Source organism: Streptomyces sp. SolWspMP-5a-2, from assembly GCF_900091845.1.
GTDB lineage: Bacteria > Actinomycetota > Actinomycetes > Streptomycetales > Streptomycetaceae > Streptomyces > Streptomyces doudnae.
In genome coordinates, this window is the sequence record NZ_FMCI01000355.1 from 1 (window position 1) to 17,011 (window position 17,011).

The window sequence follows — 17,011 nt, forward strand, 5'->3', positions numbered from 1 at the left end:
TGGAGCGCTGGCGGCAGGAGCGTCCCGGTGCCGCGCGGTGGCTGCGGTGGACGGTCACGGCGCTCGCCGCCGCCCTCGTCCTGACGGCGCTGCTGCTGCCGGACCGGGCGGGCGCGATCCGGCCCGACCGGTTCACCCGGCTGCCGATGGAGGCGATCCTCGGGGCCGCGCTGGTGATGGTGCTGCCGCGGCGCCCGCGCCAGGTGGTGGCGGCGGTGGCCGGGGCGGCGCTGGGCGCGATGACGGCCCTGAACCTGCTGGACATGGGGTTCGGGGAGTACCTCGGCCGGCCGTTCAACCTGGTGCTCGACTGGGGTCTGCTGCCGGACGCGCAGGCGTACGTGCGGGACGCGATGGGGCGGGCGGCGGCGGTCGGCGCGACGGTCGGCGTGGTGGTGCTGATCCTGCTGCTGCTGACGGTGACGGCGCTGGCGACGGTCCGGCTGGCGCACCTGCTCGCCCGGCACCGGCGCCCGGCGACCCGGGGCACGCTGATCGCCGCCGTCGCCTGGCTGCTCTGCTCGGCGCTGGGCCTGCAGGTCTCCGGGGTGCCGATCGCCGCCGACCGGACGGCGTCGGCGCTGGCGATCCAGGCCCGCCGGGTGCAGGACACGCTGCGCGACGAGGCGGACTTCCGCAAGGTCGCCCGGGTCGACGCGTTCGGGGACACCCCGGGCAGCCAGCTGGTGCCTGACCTGCGCGGCAAGGACATGATCTTCACCTTCATCGAGAGCTACGGGCGCAGCGCGATCGAGGACCCGGTCATGGCGCCGGGCGTGGACCGCACGCTGGCCGCCCGCACCGAGGCGCTGGCGAAGTCCGGCTTCCACGCGAAGAGCGGCTGGCTGACGTCGGCGACGTACGGCGGCAGCAGCTGGCTGGGGCACTCGACGACCCTGTCGGGGCTGTGGATCGACAACCAGCAGCGGTACCGCACGGTGATGGCGAGCGACCGGATGAGCCTGACGGAGGCGTTCCGCAGGACCGGCGACTGGGACACCGTCGGTGTGATGCCCGGGGTGCAGAAGGCGTGGCCCGAGCAGAAGTTCTACGGTCTGGACACGGTCCGCAACGCCTTCCAACTGGGGTACAAGGGGCCGAAGTTCAGCTGGTCGACGATGCCGGACCAGTACGCCCTCGAAGCCTTCCAGCGGCTGGAGCACGGCAGGAAGCGGGACCGGCCGCTGATGTCGGAGGTGATCCTGACCTCCAGTCACCAGCCGTGGGCGCCGATCCCGAAGATGGTCGACTGGGACGAGATCGGCGACGGCTCGGTCTTCGAGGGGATCGAGAAGGCCGGGAACCGGGCCTCGGACATCATCACCAGCGAGCCCAGGTCCCGTGCGGAGTACGGCAGGTCGATCCAGTACTCGGTGACCGCGCTGACGCAGTGGCTCCAGCGGTACGGGACCGACGACACCGTCCTCGTCTTCCTCGGCGACCATCAGCCGATCGCCCGGGTGAGCGGGGAGAACGCCAGCCGGGACGTCCCGGTGTCGATCGTCGCCAAGGACCCCAAGGTCCTTCAGAAGGTGGCCGGTTGGGGGTGGAGCGACGGTCTGCGTCCGGCGCACGACGCCCCGGTGTGGAAGATGAGCGCGTTCCGCGACCGCTTCCTGACGGCGTACGGGTCCACCCCGCACCCCAGGAAGGGCTGAGCCCGGGACGGACCTCCCCCGGGCGACACGCGTCCCGGGGCGGCCGGGTCAGCGTCCCGGGGCGGCCGGGTCAGCCGCCGGAGGTGTCCAGCTCCGCTTCCTCGGTGACGCCCGCGCAGTCGTAGGGGTCCTTCAGCCAGCCGTCGGGCAGCACCACCCGGTTGTTGCCCGAGGTGCGTCCGCGGGGGCCGTCGGCGCCGCTGGGCCAGGGCTGGTCGAGTTCGAGTTCGTCGAGCCCGGCGCGGAGTTCGGCGAGGGACGAGGTGATCGCGAGGCGGCCGCGCATCTGGGAGCCGACCGCGAAGCCCTTGAGGTACCAGGCGACGTGCTTGCGGAAGTCGATGACGCCCCGGGACTCGTCGCCGATCCACTCGCCGAGCAGGGCGGCGTGCCGGACCATGACGTCGGCGACCTGGCGCAGCGTGGGCCTGGCGAGGGCGCCCGGTGCGGCGGCGCGGCCCTCGAAGGCGGCGACGAGGTCGGCGAAGAGCCACGGCCGCCCGAGGCAGCCGCGGCCGACGACGACGCCGTCGCAGCCGGTCTCGCGGACCATCCGCAGCGCGTCCTCGGCGGACCAGATGTCGCCGTTGCCGAGGACCGGGATCTCCGGCACGTGCTCCTTGAGGCGGGCGATGGCGTCCCAGTCGGCGGTGCCGCCGTAGTGCTGGGCGGCGGTGCGGCCGTGCAGGGCGATCGCGGTCACGCCCTCCTCGACGGCGATCCGGCCGGCGTCGAGGTAGGTGGTGTGGTCGTCGTCGATGCCCTTGCGCATCTTCATGGTGACCGGCAGGTCGCCCGCCCCGGCGACGGCCTCGCGCAGGATGGCGCGGAGCAGGGGGCGCTTGTAGGGCAGGGCGGAGCCGCCGCCCTTGCGGGTGACCTTGGGGACCGGGCAGCCGAAGTTGAGGTCGATGTGGTCGGCGAGGCCCTCGTCGGCGATCATGCGGACGGCCTTGCCGACGACGGCCGGGTCGACGCCGTAGAGCTGGATCGAGCGGGGCTTCTCGGTCGCGTCGAAGTGGATCAGCTGCATCGTCTTGTCGTTGCGCTCGACCAGCGCCCTCGTCGTGATCATCTCGCTCACGAAGAGGCCCTTGCCGCCGCTGAACTCCCGGCACAGCGTCCGGAACGGCGCGTTGGTGATCCCGGCCATCGGGGCCAGGACGACGGGCGGCCACACGGTGTGCGGGCCGATCTGCAAGGGGGACACGGGCTCGGGCATGGCCCCATTGTGACGCACCGGCCAGGACCATGTATCAGTCATTAGTTAGACGCACTATCGACATGGGCGTACGATGGCCCATATGCCCGAGCTCACCGCGCGCCGCCGCATGCTGGTTCTCGCCATCTGCTGCATGAGCCTGCTGATCGTCAGCCTCGACGTCACCGTCCTGAACGTCGCCCTCCCCGCGATGCAGAAGGAACTGCACGCCAGCACGTCGGGGCTGCAGTGGACGATCGACGCGTACACCCTGGTCCTGGCCTCGCTGCTGATGCTCGCGGGCTCCACCGCCGACCGGATCGGCCGCAGGCGGGTCTTCATGGCGGGCCTGGTCGTCTTCGGCGTCGGCTCGCTGCTGTGCTCGCTCGCCCCGAACCTGGACGCGCTGATCGCCTTCCGGATGATCCAGGCGGTCGGCGGCTCGATGCTCAACCCGGTCGCCATGTCGATCATCACCAACACCTTCACCGACCCGCGCGAGCGGGCCAGGGCGATCGGTGTCTGGGGCGCGGTGGTCGGCATATCCATGGCGGCGGGCCCGCTGGTCGGCGGGGTGCTGGTCGACTCCGTCGGCTGGCGCTCGATCTTCTGGATCAACCTGCCGGTCGCCCTCGTCGCCCTGCTGCTGACCCTGCGCTTCGTCCCCGAGTCCCGCGCCCCCAGGGCCCGGCGCCCCGACCCGGTCGGCCAGGTGCTGGTGATCGCACTGTTCGGATCGCTCACCTACGCGATCATCGAGGCCCCGACCCGCGGCCTGCCGACGGTCCTGCCGTTCGCGATCGTCGCCGCGGCGGCCCTGGCCGCTCTCCTCCGGTACGAGCCCCGGCGCGACGAGCCCCTCATCGACCTGCGCTTCTTCCACTCGGTCCCGTTCAGCGGCGCCACCGTGATAGCCGTCAGCGCCTTCGCCGCGCTCGGCGGCTTCCTCTTCCTTTCCACGCTGTACCTCCAGAACGTCCGGGGCCTCGACGCCCTGCACGCCGGTCTGTGGATGATCCCGCTGGCGCTGCCGACGTTCCTGTTCGCGCCGGTCTCCGGGCGGCTGATCGGCAGCCGCGGCCCGCGCCCCTCGCTGCTGATCGCGGGCACCGCGATGACGGCGAGCGCGCTGCTGTTCGCCGCGTTCGACGCGGAGACCCACGACACGCTGCTGGTCGTCGGGTACGTGCTGTTCGGCGTCGGGTTCGGGTTCGTGAACGCGCCGATCACCAACACGGCGGTCTCCGGGATGCCGAGGGCCCAGGCGGGCGTCGCGGCGGCGGTCGCCTCCACCAGCCGCCAGCTCGGGCAGACGCTCGGCGTCGCGGTGATCGGCGCGGTGCTGGCGTCGGGCGTCGGCACGTCCTCGTTCAAGGACACCTTCGTGACGGCGGCGGCCCCCGGCTGGTGGATCCTCGTCGGCTGCGGGGCGGCGGTCCTGGTGCTCGGCGCGCTGAGCAGCGGACGCTGGGCCCGGGGCACCGCCGAGCGGACGGCGGCGCGGCTGGAGTCGGCGGAGGTCGGCGAGGCGGCGGGCGTCAAGGTCTGAGCCGGGCGGGAGCCCCCTGGCGGCCCTTCACCCCTTGATAGGCAAGTCGCCGCTTGCCTATGCTGGGGGCGTGGCCGAAGACCTCTTCAAGGCGCTGGCCGACCCCACGCGCCGCGCCATCCTCGACGAACTCGCGGCCCGCTCCGGGCAGACCCTGTTCGAGATCTGCTCGCGGCTGGCCATGGGGCACCGGCTCTCCCTCTCCCGTCAGGGGGTCTCCCAGCACCTCGCCGTGCTGGAGGCGGCGGGGCTGGTCGACACGCGGCGGGAGGGGCGCTACAAGTTCCACACCCTGAACACGGCACCGCTGCGGCAGATCACCGAACGGTGGCCGCCGCCGCCCGCACCGTCCCGACCGGAGAGCACCCCATGAAGATCCAGCTGACCAACGTCTTCGTCGACGACCAGACCGAGGCCCTGCGCTTCTACACCGAGATCCTCGGCTTCACCAAGAAGCACGACGTGCCGGTGGGCGGGCAGGACCGGTGGCTCACCGTCGTCTCGCCCGAGGAGCCCGACGGCACCGAACTCCTCCTGGAGCCCCTGGGCCACCCGGCCGCCAGGACCTACCGCGACGCGCTCGTCGCCGACGGCGTCCCGCTCGCCCAGTTCACCGTCGACGACGTGCCGGCGGAGTACGAGCGCCTGCGCGCCCTCGGCGTCCGCTTCACCCAGGAGCCGCTGGAGATGGGCCCGGTCACCACCGCCGTCCTAGACGACACCTGCGGCAACCTGATCCAGCTCGCCTCCCGGCCGCGCTGACCCCCGGCGCGGCGGGCCCTCAGCGCCCGCGTCCGGCGTGCTCGCGCTCCACCGCGATGGCGTGCAGCCTCTCCAGGCGCTCGCGGGACTCCTCGTCCGCCGGGGTGTAGGTGATCATGCGGGGGCCCTGCTCGGGGCCGAGGAAGAAGTCCGAGTGGTCCACCGTCACCCGGCCCACCAGGCGGTTGCGGAACTCCTTGCGCTTGCCGCGGGTCGCGACCACCTCGTGCCGGTCCCAGGCCGCCCGGAACTCCGCGGACTCCGCCGTCAGCCGCTTCAGGAGCGCCTTCCAGGCCGGGTCGGCGAGATGACCGGCCATCGTGGCGCGCAGCCGGGCGGCCATCAGCCGCTGCGTCTCCTCCAGGTGCACGATCGAGGAGCGCCACTCCGAGTCGGTGTAGGACAGGATCATGCAGTTGCGGTCCTCGGGCGGCACCGCGTCCAGGTCGCCGAGGAGCAGCCCGTAGGTGCGGTTGTGGGCCAGGATGTCGTAGCGGCTGTTCTGCACACAGGCCGGATTCGGTTCGAGACCCGCCAGCACGGCCCGCAGCGCCGGGGTGATCGACGGGCAGGCGGTGGCCGGTGTCGGATCGGTCGCGTCGGCCAGGCGGAAGAGGTGGGCCCGCTCGCCGGGGTCCAGGAGCAGGGTGCGGGCCAGGGCGTCGAGGACCTGTCCCGAGACCTGGATGTCCCGCGCCTGCTCCAACCACGTGTACCAGGTGACGCCGACCGCCGAGAGCTGGGCGACCTCCTCGCGGCGCAGACCGGGCGTCCGGCGGCGCGGGCCGCGGACCAGGCCTACCCGCTCGGGGCTGATGTGCTCGCGGCGGTGGCGCAGGAAGGCGGCCAGCTCGTGCCGCCGCACGGGTCCCTCGGCGTCCCTCGCGGGCGCGCGGACCGGGGTGGGGGCCGTCGTCGTCATGACTCCAGGGTGCCGCACCCCGCAGCCTGTTTCCAGGTAGTGCCGCTACCAGGATGAAGAGACTCTGGTACCCGTCTCGGACCGGTCGCAGGCTCGGTGGTGTGACCGAAACACTCACCTCGCACCCCGTCCGCTCCCCGTCGGCGCCGCCCGCGCTCGGCGGGCTCGGACTGTTCACCGTGCTGCTGGCCGCGGCACTGCCCCTCGTGGACTTCTTCATCGTCAACGTCGCCCTGCCCACCATGGCCCGCGACCTGCACGCGGGCGACGCCGTCCTGGAACTGGTCGTCGCCGGGTACGGGCTCGCGTACGCGGTGCTGCTGGTGCCCGGCGGCCGCCTCGGCGACCTGTTCGGACGGCGGCGGCTCTTCCTCGGCGGCATGGCCGCCTTCGGCGTGACCTCGCTGGCCTGCGGACTCGCGCCGAGCGCCGGGACGCTGGTGGCCGCCCGGGTCGCGCAGGGCGCCGCCGCCGCGCTGATGGTGCCGCAGGTCCTCGCCACCATCCAGTCGGCGACCGCCGGGCCGCGCCGGGCGCGCGCGATGGGCCTGTACGGGGCCACCGCGGGCCTGTCCATGGTCGCCGGGCAGATCCTCGGCGGGGTCCTGGTCGCCGCGGACATCGCGGGCTCCGGCTGGCGCGCGGTCTTCCTGGTGAACGTGCCGGTCGTCGTCGCCGGGCTGTTCCTGGCGCCGCGCACCGTCCCCGAGACCCGCTCCGCGCACCCGGAGCCGGTCGACGGACCCGGCACCGCGCTGCTCGCGGTGTCGCTGCTGACGCTGCTCGCCCCGCTCACCGAGGGCCGGGCCGCGGGCTGGCCGCTGTGGACGTGGCTGTCGCTGGCCGCGTTCCCGTTCGCCGCCTGGGCCTTCCTCGCCGTGGAGCGGCGGGCCGACCGGCTGGGGCGCACCCCGCTGGTGCCGCCCGGCCTGTTCGCGCTGACCTCGCTGCGGCGCGGCCTGGTGATGATCGTGCCGTTCTCGATCGGGTTCAGCGGGTTCATGTTCGTGATCGCGGTGGCGCTCCAGCAGGGCGCGGGCCTCGGCCCCGTCCCCGCCGGGCTCGCGCTCGTCCCGATGGCGGCCGCCTTCTTCGCGATGTCGCTGGCCGGGCCGCGCCTGGTCGCCCGGTACGGCACCCGGGTGGTGGTCGTGGGCGCGGTGACGCAGGGCCTCGGGGTGGCCGTGCTGGCGCTGACCGCGTGGCGGGTCTGGCCGGACCTCGGCCCGGTCGCGCTGCTGCCGGGCGCGGCGATCGCCGGTGCGGGGCAGGCGCTGCAACTGCCGGTCCTGATGCGGGTGGTGCTGTCCGAGGTGCCGTCGGCGCGGGCCGGGGTCGGCGGCGGGGTGCTGGTGACGACCCAGCAGTCGGCGCTGGCCCTCGGGGTGGCCACGCTCGGCACCCTCTTCCTCTCCCTGACCGCGCACTGGGGCATGCGGGACGCCCTGGTGGCCACGCTGCTCGTGCAGTTGGCGGGGGTGGTGCTGACGGGTCTGCTCGGCCTGCGGCTGCCCCGCAGAACCGTGTGAGCACCGGCGAGGGGGGGCGGCGGGGCCGAACTCCGGCCGGTAGCCGCGGACTTCGCCTCCCCCGCCGGGCGGCGACACAGCGCGACCGGTGGCGACGCAGCGCGACGGTCGCTAACGGATTGCCCAACTCGGCGTGAAGGATTCCCCGTTGGCCCCGGTCATGCTGCACACTCCTGGCCGGAGGCGATTCATCATGTCGGAGATCAACACGAGCAAGGTGAGCCGCTGGGACCGGCACGGACGCGAACACGTCGTCCAGGTGCGGAGCAAGGGCGCGCAGCGCACGATCCGCTGCGACACCTGCGGCTGGCAGCAGAAGGCGCAGTTCCTGCCCTGGCTGAAGGCCCAGGAGCACCTCGCCGAGGAGCACCGGGCGACGGTGGACCCGGCGGCACAGGAGTGACAGGGCGCTCGCGGGCGCGATGACTTCCACGGGCGCGGGGAGTCGTATCCCGTACGACGAACCCGACCCCGGAAGGTCCCGCCATGAGCACTCTGCACGACACCCTGCGCCGGTACGTCGACGACGGCACGGTGCCGGGCGCCGTCGGCCTGGTCGCGCACGGCACGGACGTCGAGGCGGTGGCCGTGGGCAGCGCCGACACCGGCGGCGGCGCCCCGATGGCCCGCGACTCGATCTTCCGGATCGCCTCGGTGACCAAGCCGGTCACGGCGGCGGCGGTGCTGGCCCTGGTGGAGGACGGCGTCCTCGCCCTGGACGCCCCGGTCGCCGAGTGGCTGCCCGAACTGGGCGGGCCGGTCGTGGTGCGCACCCCGCACAGCCCGCTGGACGACATCGTCCCGGCGGCGCGCCCGGTCACCGTCGAGGACCTGCTGACGTTCCGGGCGGGCTGGGGGTTCCCGGCGGACTTCTCGCTGCCCGCCGCGCGGCCGCTGCTCGACCTGCACCGCGACGGGCTCGCCCCGTACCTCCTGCCGGACCCGGAGGTGTGGCTGACCCGGCTGGCCCGCATCCCGATGCTGAGCCAGCCGGGCGACGCCTGGCTGTACAACACCGGCTCCGACCTCCAGGGCATCCTGGTGGCCCGCGCCTCGGGCCGGACGTTCCCCGGCTTCCTCGCCGAGCGGGTCCTGGGGCCGCTGGGCATGGGGGACACCGCGTTCGAGGTGCCGGAGGCGAAGCGCGGGCGGTTCACCACCTCGTACACCCCGGAGGGGCCGGGCGTGCTGCGGCAGGCGGACACCCCGGACGGCGGCTTCAGCCGTCCCCCGGCCTTCGCGTCCGGGGCGGGCGGCCTCGTCTCGACGGCGGACGACCTGCTGGCGTTCGGCCGGATGCTGCTGGCCGACGGGGCCGCGCCGGACGGCGGCCGGGTGCTGTCGCCCGCGTCGGTGCGCCGGATGACCACCGACCACCTCACGGCCGCCCAGCGCGACGCCTCCACCCTCTTCCTGGAGGGCCAGGGCTGGGGCTACGGCGGCCAGGTGGACGTCGCGGCCGTCGACCCGTGGAACGTCCCCGGCCGGTACGGCTGGGTCGGCGGCTCGGGGACGGCGGCCCATGTCGTCCCGTCGACCGCCACCGTCACGGTGCTGCTCACCCAGGTCGCGATGACCGGGCCGACGCCGCCGCCGCTGATGCGGGCCTTCTGGTCGGCGACCCTCGGCGAGCGCCGGGGCTGACCGGGGAGTCCCTCACACCCGCAGGCCGCGCACCAGCAGGTCGACCAGCGCGTCGAAGTCGCCCTGGGCGCCCGGCTTCTCCCACTCCGCCGCGTACTCGGGGTCGTGGAAGCGGCCGGTCGCCTGGAAGAGGGCGGTCGCGGTGACGGCCGGGTCCGCCGACGCGAAGGCCCCGCGCGCGACGCCCTCGCGGACGATCTCGGTGAGCTGGTCGGTGAGTTCGACGAGGTGGGCGTCGACCACGTCCCCGCTGAGCGTGACCAGTTCCCGGTAGGTGGCGAAGAGTTCCGGGTCGGCGCCCGCCTTGCGGCGCTTGGCCGTGAAGAGGGTGGCCAGCCAGTCGCGCAGCCGGGTCGCCGGGTCCGCCCCGGCCGCGGTGATCACGGCCAGCTCGTCCGTGGTGCGGTCGAGCCACCGCTTGGTCACGGCCTCCCGCAGCGCCGTCTTGGTCCCGAAGTGCCGGTAGACGCTGCCGTGGCTGACGCCGAGCGCGCGCGCCACGTCGACCACGGTGGCCTTGGCGGGTCCGTGGCGGCGCAGCACCTCCTCGGTCGCTTCGAGGATGCGCTCGGCGGTCAGGGGCGGAGAACTCGGGGTCATGACGGAGACGGTACCGGGCGCACGTCAGCGCTCGACGTGGGCCATCTGGGGCGCCGGGTAGCGCTCGCCCGCCGCCGCGCCGGCCGGTACGGCCTCCTCGATCGCCGCGAGGTCGGCCGCGTCCAGGGTGACGTCCAGGGCGCCGAGGGACTCGGTCAGCCGCTCCCGGGTGCGGGCGCCGACCAGCGGCACGATGTCGGTGCCGCGGGAGAGGACCCAGGCGGTGGCGATCTGGGCGACGGTGACGCCCTTGTCGTCGGCGATCTTGCGCAGGGCCTCCACCAGGCCGAGGTTGTGGTGGAGGTTGTCGCCCTGGAAGCGCGGCGAGTGGGACCGGAAGTCGCTCTGCGCGAGCTGCCGGTCGGCGGTGTAGTGGCCGGAGATCAGACCCCGGCTCAGGACGCCGTACGCGGTGACGGCGATGCCCAGTTCGCGGGCGGTGGGCAGGATCTCGGCCTCGATGCTCCGGGAGAGCAGCGAGTACTCGAACTGGAGGTCGGTGATCGGCGCGGTGGCGGCGGCCCGGCGGAGCGTGTCGGCGCCCACCTCGCTGAGGCCGACGTGCCGGACGTAGCCCTGCTCGATCAGTTCGGCGATGGCGCCGACGGTCTCCTCGATCGGGACGTCCGGGTCGAGGCGGGCGATGCGGTAGACGTCGATGTGGTCGACGCCGAGGCGCTGGAGGGAGTAGGCGGCGAAGTTCTTCACGGCGGCGGGACGGCCGTCCTGGCCGGCCCAGGAGCCGTCGGGGGCGCGCAGGGCGCCGAACTTCACGCTGACCAGGGCCTGTTCGCGGCGGGCCGCGGGCGCGGTGCGCAGCGCCTCGCCGACCAGCAGCTCGTTGTGGCCCATGGCGTAGAAGTCGCCGGTGTCGAGCAGGGTGACGCCCGCCTCCAGCGCCGCGTGGACGGTGGCGATCGCCTCGGTGCGGTCGGCCTCGCCGTACATCGAGGACATCGCCATGCAGCCGAGGCCGAGGGGGAAGACCTGGGGGCCGGTGGCGCCGAGCGGACGGGTGTGCGTGTGGGGTTGCGTCGTCATGGGACCAAGAGTGACATGACGACTGACAGATTTCAACATCTGTCAGTCGTTATTCGTTAGCCGTCGGACGGTCCCCTCCGCCGGCCGTCGACCGGCCCCCTTCACCCGACCCCCTCCCCCAGGGTTGGTCCAGACCTCTTGACGAAAGGTCTGGACCACGAGCACTGTCATGCCTACGACATCCGTGCGCTCCACCCCGACCCCACCGGGAGGCCCCGCATGCTCCGCCGCACGTTGCGCCTGCTCACCGCCGCGCTGACCACGGCCGTCCTCGCCCCGCTGGCGATCGCCGCCGCCCCCACCGCGAGCGCGGCCGACACCTGCGCGCTGAAGTCCCGCCCGGCCGGAAAGGTCCTCCAGGGCTACTGGGAGAACTGGGACGGCTCCGCCAACGGCGTCCACCCGCCCTTCGGCTGGACCCCGATCACCGACTCCCGGATCGCCGCGCACGGCTACAACGTGCTCAACGCGGCCTTCCCCGTCATCCGCTCCGACGGCACCGCGCTCTGGCAGGACGGCATGGACACCGGCGTGAAGGTGGCCACCCCCGCCGAGATGTGCGCGGCCAAGGCGGCCGGGCAGACGATCCTGCTCTCCATCGGCGGGGCGACCGCGGGCATCGACCTCAACTCCACCGCCGTCGCGGACAGGTTCGTGGCGACGATCGTCCCGATCCTGAAGAAGTACAACTTCGACGGCATCGATATCGACATCGAGACCGGCCTCACCGGCAGCGGGAACATCGCGCAGCTCTCCACGTCCCAGGCCAACCTGGTCCGCATCATCGACGGGGTGCTGGCGCAGATGCCGGCCGGGTTCGGGCTGACCATGGCCCCGGAGACGGCGTACGTCACCGGCGGCAGCGTCACCTACGGCTCGATCTGGGGCGCGTACCTGCCGATCATCAAGAAGTACGCGGACAACGGCCGCCTGTGGTGGCTCAACATGCAGTACTACAACGGCAGCATGTACGGCTGCGCGGGCGACTCGTACGCCGCGGGCACGGTGGCCGGATTCACCGCCCAGACGGACTGCCTGAACAAGGGCCTGGTGATCCAGGGGACGACGGTGAAGGTGCCCTACGACAAGCAGGTGCCGGGCCTGCCCGCCCAGTCCGGCGCGGGCGGCGGGTACATGGCGCCGTCCCTGGTCGCGCAGGCGTGGCGCGGCTACGGGACCTCGCTCAAGGGCCTGATGACGTGGTCGGTCAACTGGGACGGCTCGAAGAACTGGACCTTCGGCGACAACGTCAGGGCGCTGCAGGGCCGTTGAGACGGCAGGACGCCCGCGGCCCGCCGGGAGGACCGGCGGGCCGCGGGCGTCCGCGGGGCGTGGGTCAGCTGCCGATGAGGCGGCCGGCCAGGTAGCCCTCGATCTGGTCGAGCGAGACGCGCTCCTGCTTCATGGTGTCGCGCTCGCGGACCGTCACCGCGTTGTCCTCGAGGGTGTCGAAGTCGACGGTGACGCAGTACGGCGTGCCGATCTCGTCCTGGCGGCGGTAGCGGCGGCCGATCGCGCCCGCGTCGTCGAACTCGATGTTCCAGTTCTGCCGCAGCGCCTGAGCCAGGCCCTTGGCCTTCGGGGACAGCTCCGGGTTGCGGGACAGCGGCAGCACCGCGACCTTCACCGGGGCCAGCCGGTGGTCGAGGCGCAGCACCGTGCGCTTCTCCAGCTTGCCCTTGGCGTTGGGCGCCTCGTCCTCGATGTAGGCGTCCAGCAGGAACGCGAGCATCGCGCGGCCGACACCGGCGGCCGGCTCGATGACGTACGGCGTCCAGCGCTCGCCGGCCTCCTGGTCGAAGTAGGAGAGGTCCTGGCCGCTGGCCTTGGAGTGGGCGCCGAGGTCGTAGTCGGTGCGGTTGGCGACGCCCTCCAGCTCACCCCACTCGCTGCCGCCGAACTGGAAGCGGTACTCGATGTCGGCGGTGCGCTTGGAGTAGTGGGAGAGCTTCTCCTTCGGGTGCTCGTACCACCGCATGTTCTCCTCGCGCAGGCCCAGGCCGGTGTACCAGTTCCAGCGCTGCTCCATCCAGTACTCCTGCCACGTCTCGTCCTCGCCCGGCTTGACGAAGAACTCCATCTCCATCTGCTCGAACTCGCGGGTGCGGAAGATGAAGTTGCCGGGCGTGATCTCGTTGCGGAAGGACTTGCCCATCTGGGCGATGCCGAACGGCGGCTTGCGGCGCGAAGTGGTCTGCACCTGACCGAAGTTGGTGAAGATGCCCTGCGCGGTCTCGGGGCGCAGGTAGGCGACGGAGCCGGTGTCCTGCGTCGGGCCGAGGTGGGTGGAGAGCAGTCCGGAGAACTGCTTGGGCTCGGTGAACTGGCCCTTGTTGCCGCAGTTGGGGCAGTTGACGTCGGCCAGGCCGTTCTCCGGGAGGCGGTGGTGCTTGGCCTCGTACGCCTCTTCCAGGTGGTCCGCGCGGAACCGCTTGTGGCACGCGGTGCACTCGGTCAGCGGGTCCGAGAAGGTGGCGACATGGCCGGAGGCGACCCAGACCTCGGGGGCCAGGATGACGGACGAGTCGATACCGACCACGTCCTCGCGCGACGTCACCATGTAGCGCCACCACTGGCGCTTCAGGTTCTCCTTGAGCTCGACACCCAGGGGTCCGTAGTCCCAGGCGGCACGCTGGCCGCCGTAGATCTCACTGCAGGGGAATACGAAGCCACGGCGCTTGCTCAGGCTGACGATGGTGTCGATCTTGTCGGCGGCCACGGTGCTCTCTTCATTACGACGACGGGCGACGAAGCGAGTTGCTTCAGAGCGAATGCTTCAGATTACCGGCGGTGCCTGCCCCTCAATCAAATCGGTTCGGTCTCCGGTTCGATCCGCGGGGCGTTCGGCCCGGTGTTCGGCAGGCTTGTTGACAACCGTTTCCACTTTTGTTGAAAATGACTGTCATGAACGTACGACGACGCCTCATATCCACGCTGGCGGCCACCGCGGCCACCACCCTCGGTCTCGCCACCCTCTCCGCCTGCTCGGGGGACGCCGCCGCCGGCGGCGGCGACGACTCCGGGAGGATCGACGTCGTCGCGTCCTTCTACCCGATGGCCTTCCTCGCCGAGCAGATCGGCGGCGCGCACGTCCACGTCAGCAGCCTCACCCAGCCCGGCCAGGAACCCCACGACCTGGAGCTCAGCGCCCAGCAGATCGTGCAGGTGGAGAAGGCCGACGCGGTGCTCTACCTGAAGAACCTCCAGCCCGCGGTCGACAAGACGGTGGCCGGGTCCCAGGTCAGAACGAAGATCGACGCCGCCTCGCTCACCACCCTGGAGAAGCACGGCAACGAGGTCGGCGGCCACGCGGCCGAGCACGACGACCACGCCGACGAGGAGTCGGCCGGGCTCGACCCCCACATCTGGCTCGACCCGGTGCGCTACGCCCAGGTCGCCGAGGGCGTCGGCAAGGCCTTCGAGAAGGCCGACCCGGACCACGCGGCCGACTACAAGAAGAACACCGCGGCGCTGGTCGGCAGGCTCGACGACCTGAACACGAAGTTCGAGGACGGGCTCGCGGACACCCGCACGAAGGTGTTCATCACCACACACGCCGCCTTCGGCTACCTCGCCGAGCGGTACGGTCTGACCGAGGAGGCCATCAGCGGCCTCGACCCCGACTCCGAGCCCAGCGGCGCCCGCGTCAGGGCGCTTGAGAAGATGGCGAAGGCGGACGGCGTCAGCACCGTGTTCTACGAGACGCTCGTCAGCGACAAGACCGCGAAGACCATCGCCGGGGACGCGGGCCTCAAGACCGACGTCCTCGACCCCATCGAGGGCATCGTCGAGGGCAAGTCCCGCGGCAAGGACTACTTCGCGGTCCAGGAAGCCAACCTCAAGGCCCTCCGGACGGCCCTGGGGAGCAAGTGACCGACCGGTGACCGACACGGAGGACGTCATGGGCGAGCCCGTCATATCACTGCGCGGCGTGGGTGCCGAGCTGGGTTCGCGCCCCGTCCTGCGCGGCGTCGACCTCACCGTGCGCCGCGGTGAGGTCGTCGCGCTGCTCGGCGCCAACGGCTCGGGCAAGTCGACCGCGATCCGCACGATCATCGGCCAGGTGCCGCTGAGCGGCGGCTCCATCGAGCTGTTCGGGACGCCGCGGGCGCGGTTCAGGCAGTGGGCGCGGGTCGGGTACGTGCCGCAGCGCACCACCGCGGCGGGCGGGGTACCGGCCACCGTCACCGAGATCGTCTCCTCCGGACGGCTCTCCAGGGCCCGCTTCGGCGTGCTGCGCGGGGCGGACCACGCGGCCGTCCGCCGGGCCCTCGACCTGGTCGGCATGGCGGACCGGGCCAAGGACTCCGTGGACGCCCTCTCCGGCGGCCAGCACCAGCGGGTGCTGATCGCCCGCGCGCTCGCTTCCGAACCCGAGGTGCTGATCATGGACGAGCCGATGGCGGGCGTCGACCTGGTCAGCCAGCAGGTGCTCGCCGACACCCTCCGCGACCAGGTCGCCGCGGGCACCACCGTCCTGGTCGTGCTGCACGAACTGGGCCCCCTGGAGCCCCTGATCGACCGGGCGGTCGTCCTGCGCGACGGCTGCGTCCTGCACGACGGACCGCCGCCGCGCGCGGTCGGGCAGCACGCCCTGCCCGGCCACGACCACGTCCACCCGCACGCCCCCGCGGGCGCCGGGCCGATCCGCACGGGACTGCTGAGCTGATGGACCTCCTCGACTACGCCTTCATGCAGCGGGCGCTGCTCGCCGCCGTCCTGGTCGGCATCACCGCGCCCGCCATCGGCATCTACCTCGTCCAGCGCCGCCAGGCCCTGATGGGCGACGGCATCGGCCACGTCGCGATGACCGGCGTCGGCCTCGGCTTCCTGCTGAACGCCTCCCCGGTCTGGATGGCCACCGCGGTCTCCGTGCTCGGCGCGGTCCTCATGGAGCTGATCCGCTGGTACGGCCGCACCCGCGGCGACATCGCCCTCGCCATGCTGTTCTACGGCGGCATGGCGGGCGGCGTGATGTTCATCAACCTCGCCCCGGCGGGCTCCAACGCCAACCTGACGTCGTACCTGTTCGGTTCGCTCTCGACGGTCTCGTCGTCCGACGTGACGGCGATCTGCCTGCTGGCCGGATTCGTGGTGCTGGTCACCCTCGGGCTGCGCCGCCAGTTGTTCGCGGTCAGCCAGGACGAGGAGTTCGCCCGGGTCACCGGGCTGCCGGTGCGCGCGCTGAACCTGCTGACGGCCGTCACGGCGGCGGTCACGGTCACCGTCGCGATGCGCGTGGTGGGGCTGCTGCTGGTGTCGGCGCTGATGGTGGTGCCGGTCGCGGCGGCCCAGCAGCTGACCCGCAGCTTCGCGGCGACCTTCGCGATCGCCGTGGCGCTCGGCGTGACGGTGACGATCGGCGGCACGGTCACCTCGTACTACCAGGACGTGCCGCCGGGCGCGACCATCGTGCTGCTGACGATCGGCGCGTTCGTGCTGCTCACCGCGGCCTCCGCGCCGCTGGCCCGGCGACGCGCCCGTGCCGCGGCGGCGGCGCGGCCCGCCGGCGATCCGGCGGAGTGCGCGATTCCGGCCAGCCGGGGGGCCGCGGACGAGATCGGCGTCTGACCGCGACCGGGCCGGGCTGGCACAATGGCCCGGCACAGGCGCAGACGTGAAGGAGGCAACCGTGGTGACCGCTGGACCCCCCGTCAAGGGCCGCTCCACCCGGCAGCGTGCCGCCGTGGCGGCGGCGCTCGACGAGGTCGACGAGTTCCGCAGCGCGCAGGAACTGCACGACATGCTCAAGCACAAGGGCGACTCGGTCGGCCTGACCACGGTCTACCGCACCCTGCAGAACCTCGCCGACGCGGGCGAGGTCGACGTCCTGCGCACCTCCGACGGCGAGTCCGTCTACCGCCGCTGCTCCACCGGCGACCACCACCACCATCTGGTCTGCCGGGTCTGCGGCAAGGCCGTCGAGGTCGAGGGCCCCGCGGTCGAGAAGTGGGCGGAGGCCATCGCCGCCGAGCACGGCTACGTCAACGTGGCGCACACCGTGGAGATCTTCGGCACCTGCGCGGAGTGCGCGGCCGGCGGCAACTGACCCCCTCCCCCACGGGTCCGGGCCCGAGAGGTCCCGTCCGCCCTGCGGCACCCGGG

The 17,011-nt window shown here is 72.6% G+C and carries 17 protein-coding genes; 12 read left to right on the forward strand and 5 right to left on the reverse strand.

Annotated features, from left to right (window positions below; genetic code table 11):
- Positions 1-1,658 (forward strand): CDP-alcohol phosphatidyltransferase (locus tag GA0115242_RS35240; protein WP_370672344.1); only part of this gene is annotated, 1,658 nt, incomplete at its 5' end.
- A 70-nt stretch (positions 1,659-1,728) separates the two neighbouring features.
- Here the strand turns inward: GA0115242_RS35240 and dusB are convergent.
- Complete coding sequence (dusB, locus tag GA0115242_RS35245) at positions 1,729-2,880, reverse strand: tRNA dihydrouridine synthase DusB (protein ID WP_093835727.1); 1,152 nt, start codon at positions 2,878-2,880, stop codon at positions 1,729-1,731.
- A gap of 82 nt (positions 2,881-2,962) precedes the next feature.
- Here dusB and GA0115242_RS35250 point away from each other — a divergent pair, with 82 nt between their 5' ends.
- From GA0115242_RS35250 to GA0115242_RS35260, 3 genes are all read left to right on the forward strand, one after another.
- Positions 2,963-4,408 (forward strand): MFS transporter, encoded by a 1,446-nt coding sequence (locus GA0115242_RS35250; RefSeq protein ID WP_093835728.1) that lies wholly within the window; start codon positions 2,963-2,965, stop codon positions 4,406-4,408.
- A gap of 70 nt (positions 4,409-4,478) precedes the next feature.
- Positions 4,479-4,781 (forward strand): ArsR/SmtB family transcription factor, encoded by a 303-nt coding sequence (locus GA0115242_RS35255; protein WP_093835729.1) that lies wholly within the window; start codon positions 4,479-4,481, stop codon positions 4,779-4,781.
- On the forward strand, positions 4,778-5,170 hold the full coding sequence (locus GA0115242_RS35260; RefSeq protein ID WP_093835766.1) for a VOC family protein: 393 nt from the start codon (positions 4,778-4,780) through the stop codon (positions 5,168-5,170). Before GA0115242_RS35255 ends, GA0115242_RS35260 begins: the two co-directional genes overlap by 4 nt.
- A gap of 19 nt (positions 5,171-5,189) precedes the next feature.
- On the opposite strand, the gene GA0115242_RS35265 is transcribed toward GA0115242_RS35260, so the two are convergent.
- Positions 5,190-6,092, reverse strand: a complete 903-nt coding sequence (locus GA0115242_RS35265; RefSeq protein ID WP_093835730.1) for a helix-turn-helix transcriptional regulator — start codon at positions 6,090-6,092, stop codon at positions 5,190-5,192.
- 101 nt (positions 6,093-6,193) lie between these two features.
- Here GA0115242_RS35265 and GA0115242_RS35270 point away from each other — a divergent pair, with 101 nt between their 5' ends.
- The 3 genes from GA0115242_RS35270 (at position 6,194) to GA0115242_RS35280 (ending at position 9,265) form a co-directional block, all read left to right on the forward strand.
- A complete protein-coding gene (locus tag GA0115242_RS35270; protein WP_093835731.1) occupies positions 6,194-7,621 on the forward strand; it encodes an MFS transporter in 1,428 nt (475 codons plus the stop codon).
- A gap of 193 nt (positions 7,622-7,814) precedes the next feature.
- Complete coding sequence (locus tag GA0115242_RS35275) at positions 7,815-8,024, forward strand: hypothetical protein (RefSeq protein WP_093835732.1); 210 nt, start codon at positions 7,815-7,817, stop codon at positions 8,022-8,024.
- An 83-nt stretch (positions 8,025-8,107) separates the two neighbouring features.
- Positions 8,108-9,265: a serine hydrolase domain-containing protein gene (locus GA0115242_RS35280; protein WP_093835733.1), complete on the forward strand. Its 1,158-nt coding sequence runs from the start codon at positions 8,108-8,110 to the stop codon at positions 9,263-9,265.
- 12 nt (positions 9,266-9,277) lie between these two features.
- Here the strand turns inward: GA0115242_RS35280 and GA0115242_RS35285 are convergent, their stop codons facing one another.
- Together GA0115242_RS35285 and GA0115242_RS35290 are read right to left on the reverse strand one after the other, a co-directional pair.
- Positions 9,278-9,865: a TetR family transcriptional regulator gene (locus tag GA0115242_RS35285; RefSeq protein ID WP_093835734.1), complete on the reverse strand. Its 588-nt coding sequence runs from the start codon at positions 9,863-9,865 to the stop codon at positions 9,278-9,280.
- A gap of 24 nt (positions 9,866-9,889) precedes the next feature.
- Positions 9,890-10,906, reverse strand: coding sequence for an aldo/keto reductase (locus tag GA0115242_RS35290; RefSeq protein WP_093835735.1), 1,017 nt, complete (start codon positions 10,904-10,906; stop codon positions 9,890-9,892).
- 219 nt (positions 10,907-11,125) lie between these two features.
- Here GA0115242_RS35290 and GA0115242_RS35295 point away from each other — a divergent pair, with 219 nt between their 5' ends.
- The gene (locus GA0115242_RS35295; protein WP_093835736.1) at positions 11,126-12,178 is read left to right on the forward strand and encodes a chitinase; all 1,053 of its coding nucleotides are present in this window, start codon (positions 11,126-11,128) and stop codon (positions 12,176-12,178) included.
- Positions 12,179-12,242: 64 nt separating this feature from the next.
- On the opposite strand, the gene GA0115242_RS35300 is transcribed toward GA0115242_RS35295, so the two are convergent.
- The gene (locus tag GA0115242_RS35300; RefSeq protein ID WP_093835737.1) at positions 12,243-13,625 is read right to left on the reverse strand and encodes a glycine--tRNA ligase; all 1,383 of its coding nucleotides are present in this window, start codon (positions 13,623-13,625) and stop codon (positions 12,243-12,245) included.
- 185 nt (positions 13,626-13,810) lie between these two features.
- Between GA0115242_RS35300 and GA0115242_RS35305 the strand changes: the two genes are divergently transcribed.
- The 4 genes from GA0115242_RS35305 (at position 13,811) to GA0115242_RS35320 (ending at position 16,955) form a co-directional block, all read left to right on the forward strand.
- Positions 13,811-14,779 (forward strand): metal ABC transporter substrate-binding protein, encoded by a 969-nt coding sequence (locus GA0115242_RS35305; protein WP_093835738.1) that lies wholly within the window; start codon positions 13,811-13,813, stop codon positions 14,777-14,779.
- 28 nt (positions 14,780-14,807) lie between these two features.
- Positions 14,808-15,575 carry a metal ABC transporter ATP-binding protein gene (locus GA0115242_RS35310; protein WP_093835767.1) on the forward strand — a complete coding sequence of 256 codons (768 nt, stop codon included), beginning with the start codon at positions 14,808-14,810 and terminating at the stop codon, positions 15,573-15,575.
- Positions 15,575-16,477 carry a metal ABC transporter permease gene (locus GA0115242_RS35315; RefSeq protein ID WP_093835739.1) on the forward strand — a complete coding sequence of 301 codons (903 nt, stop codon included), beginning with the start codon at positions 15,575-15,577 and terminating at the stop codon, positions 16,475-16,477. Before GA0115242_RS35310 ends, GA0115242_RS35315 begins: the two co-directional genes overlap by 1 nt.
- A gap of 61 nt (positions 16,478-16,538) precedes the next feature.
- Positions 16,539-16,955: a Fur family transcriptional regulator gene (locus GA0115242_RS35320; RefSeq protein WP_093835740.1), complete on the forward strand. Its 417-nt coding sequence runs from the start codon at positions 16,539-16,541 to the stop codon at positions 16,953-16,955.
- Positions 16,956-17,011 lie beyond the last annotated feature (56 nt).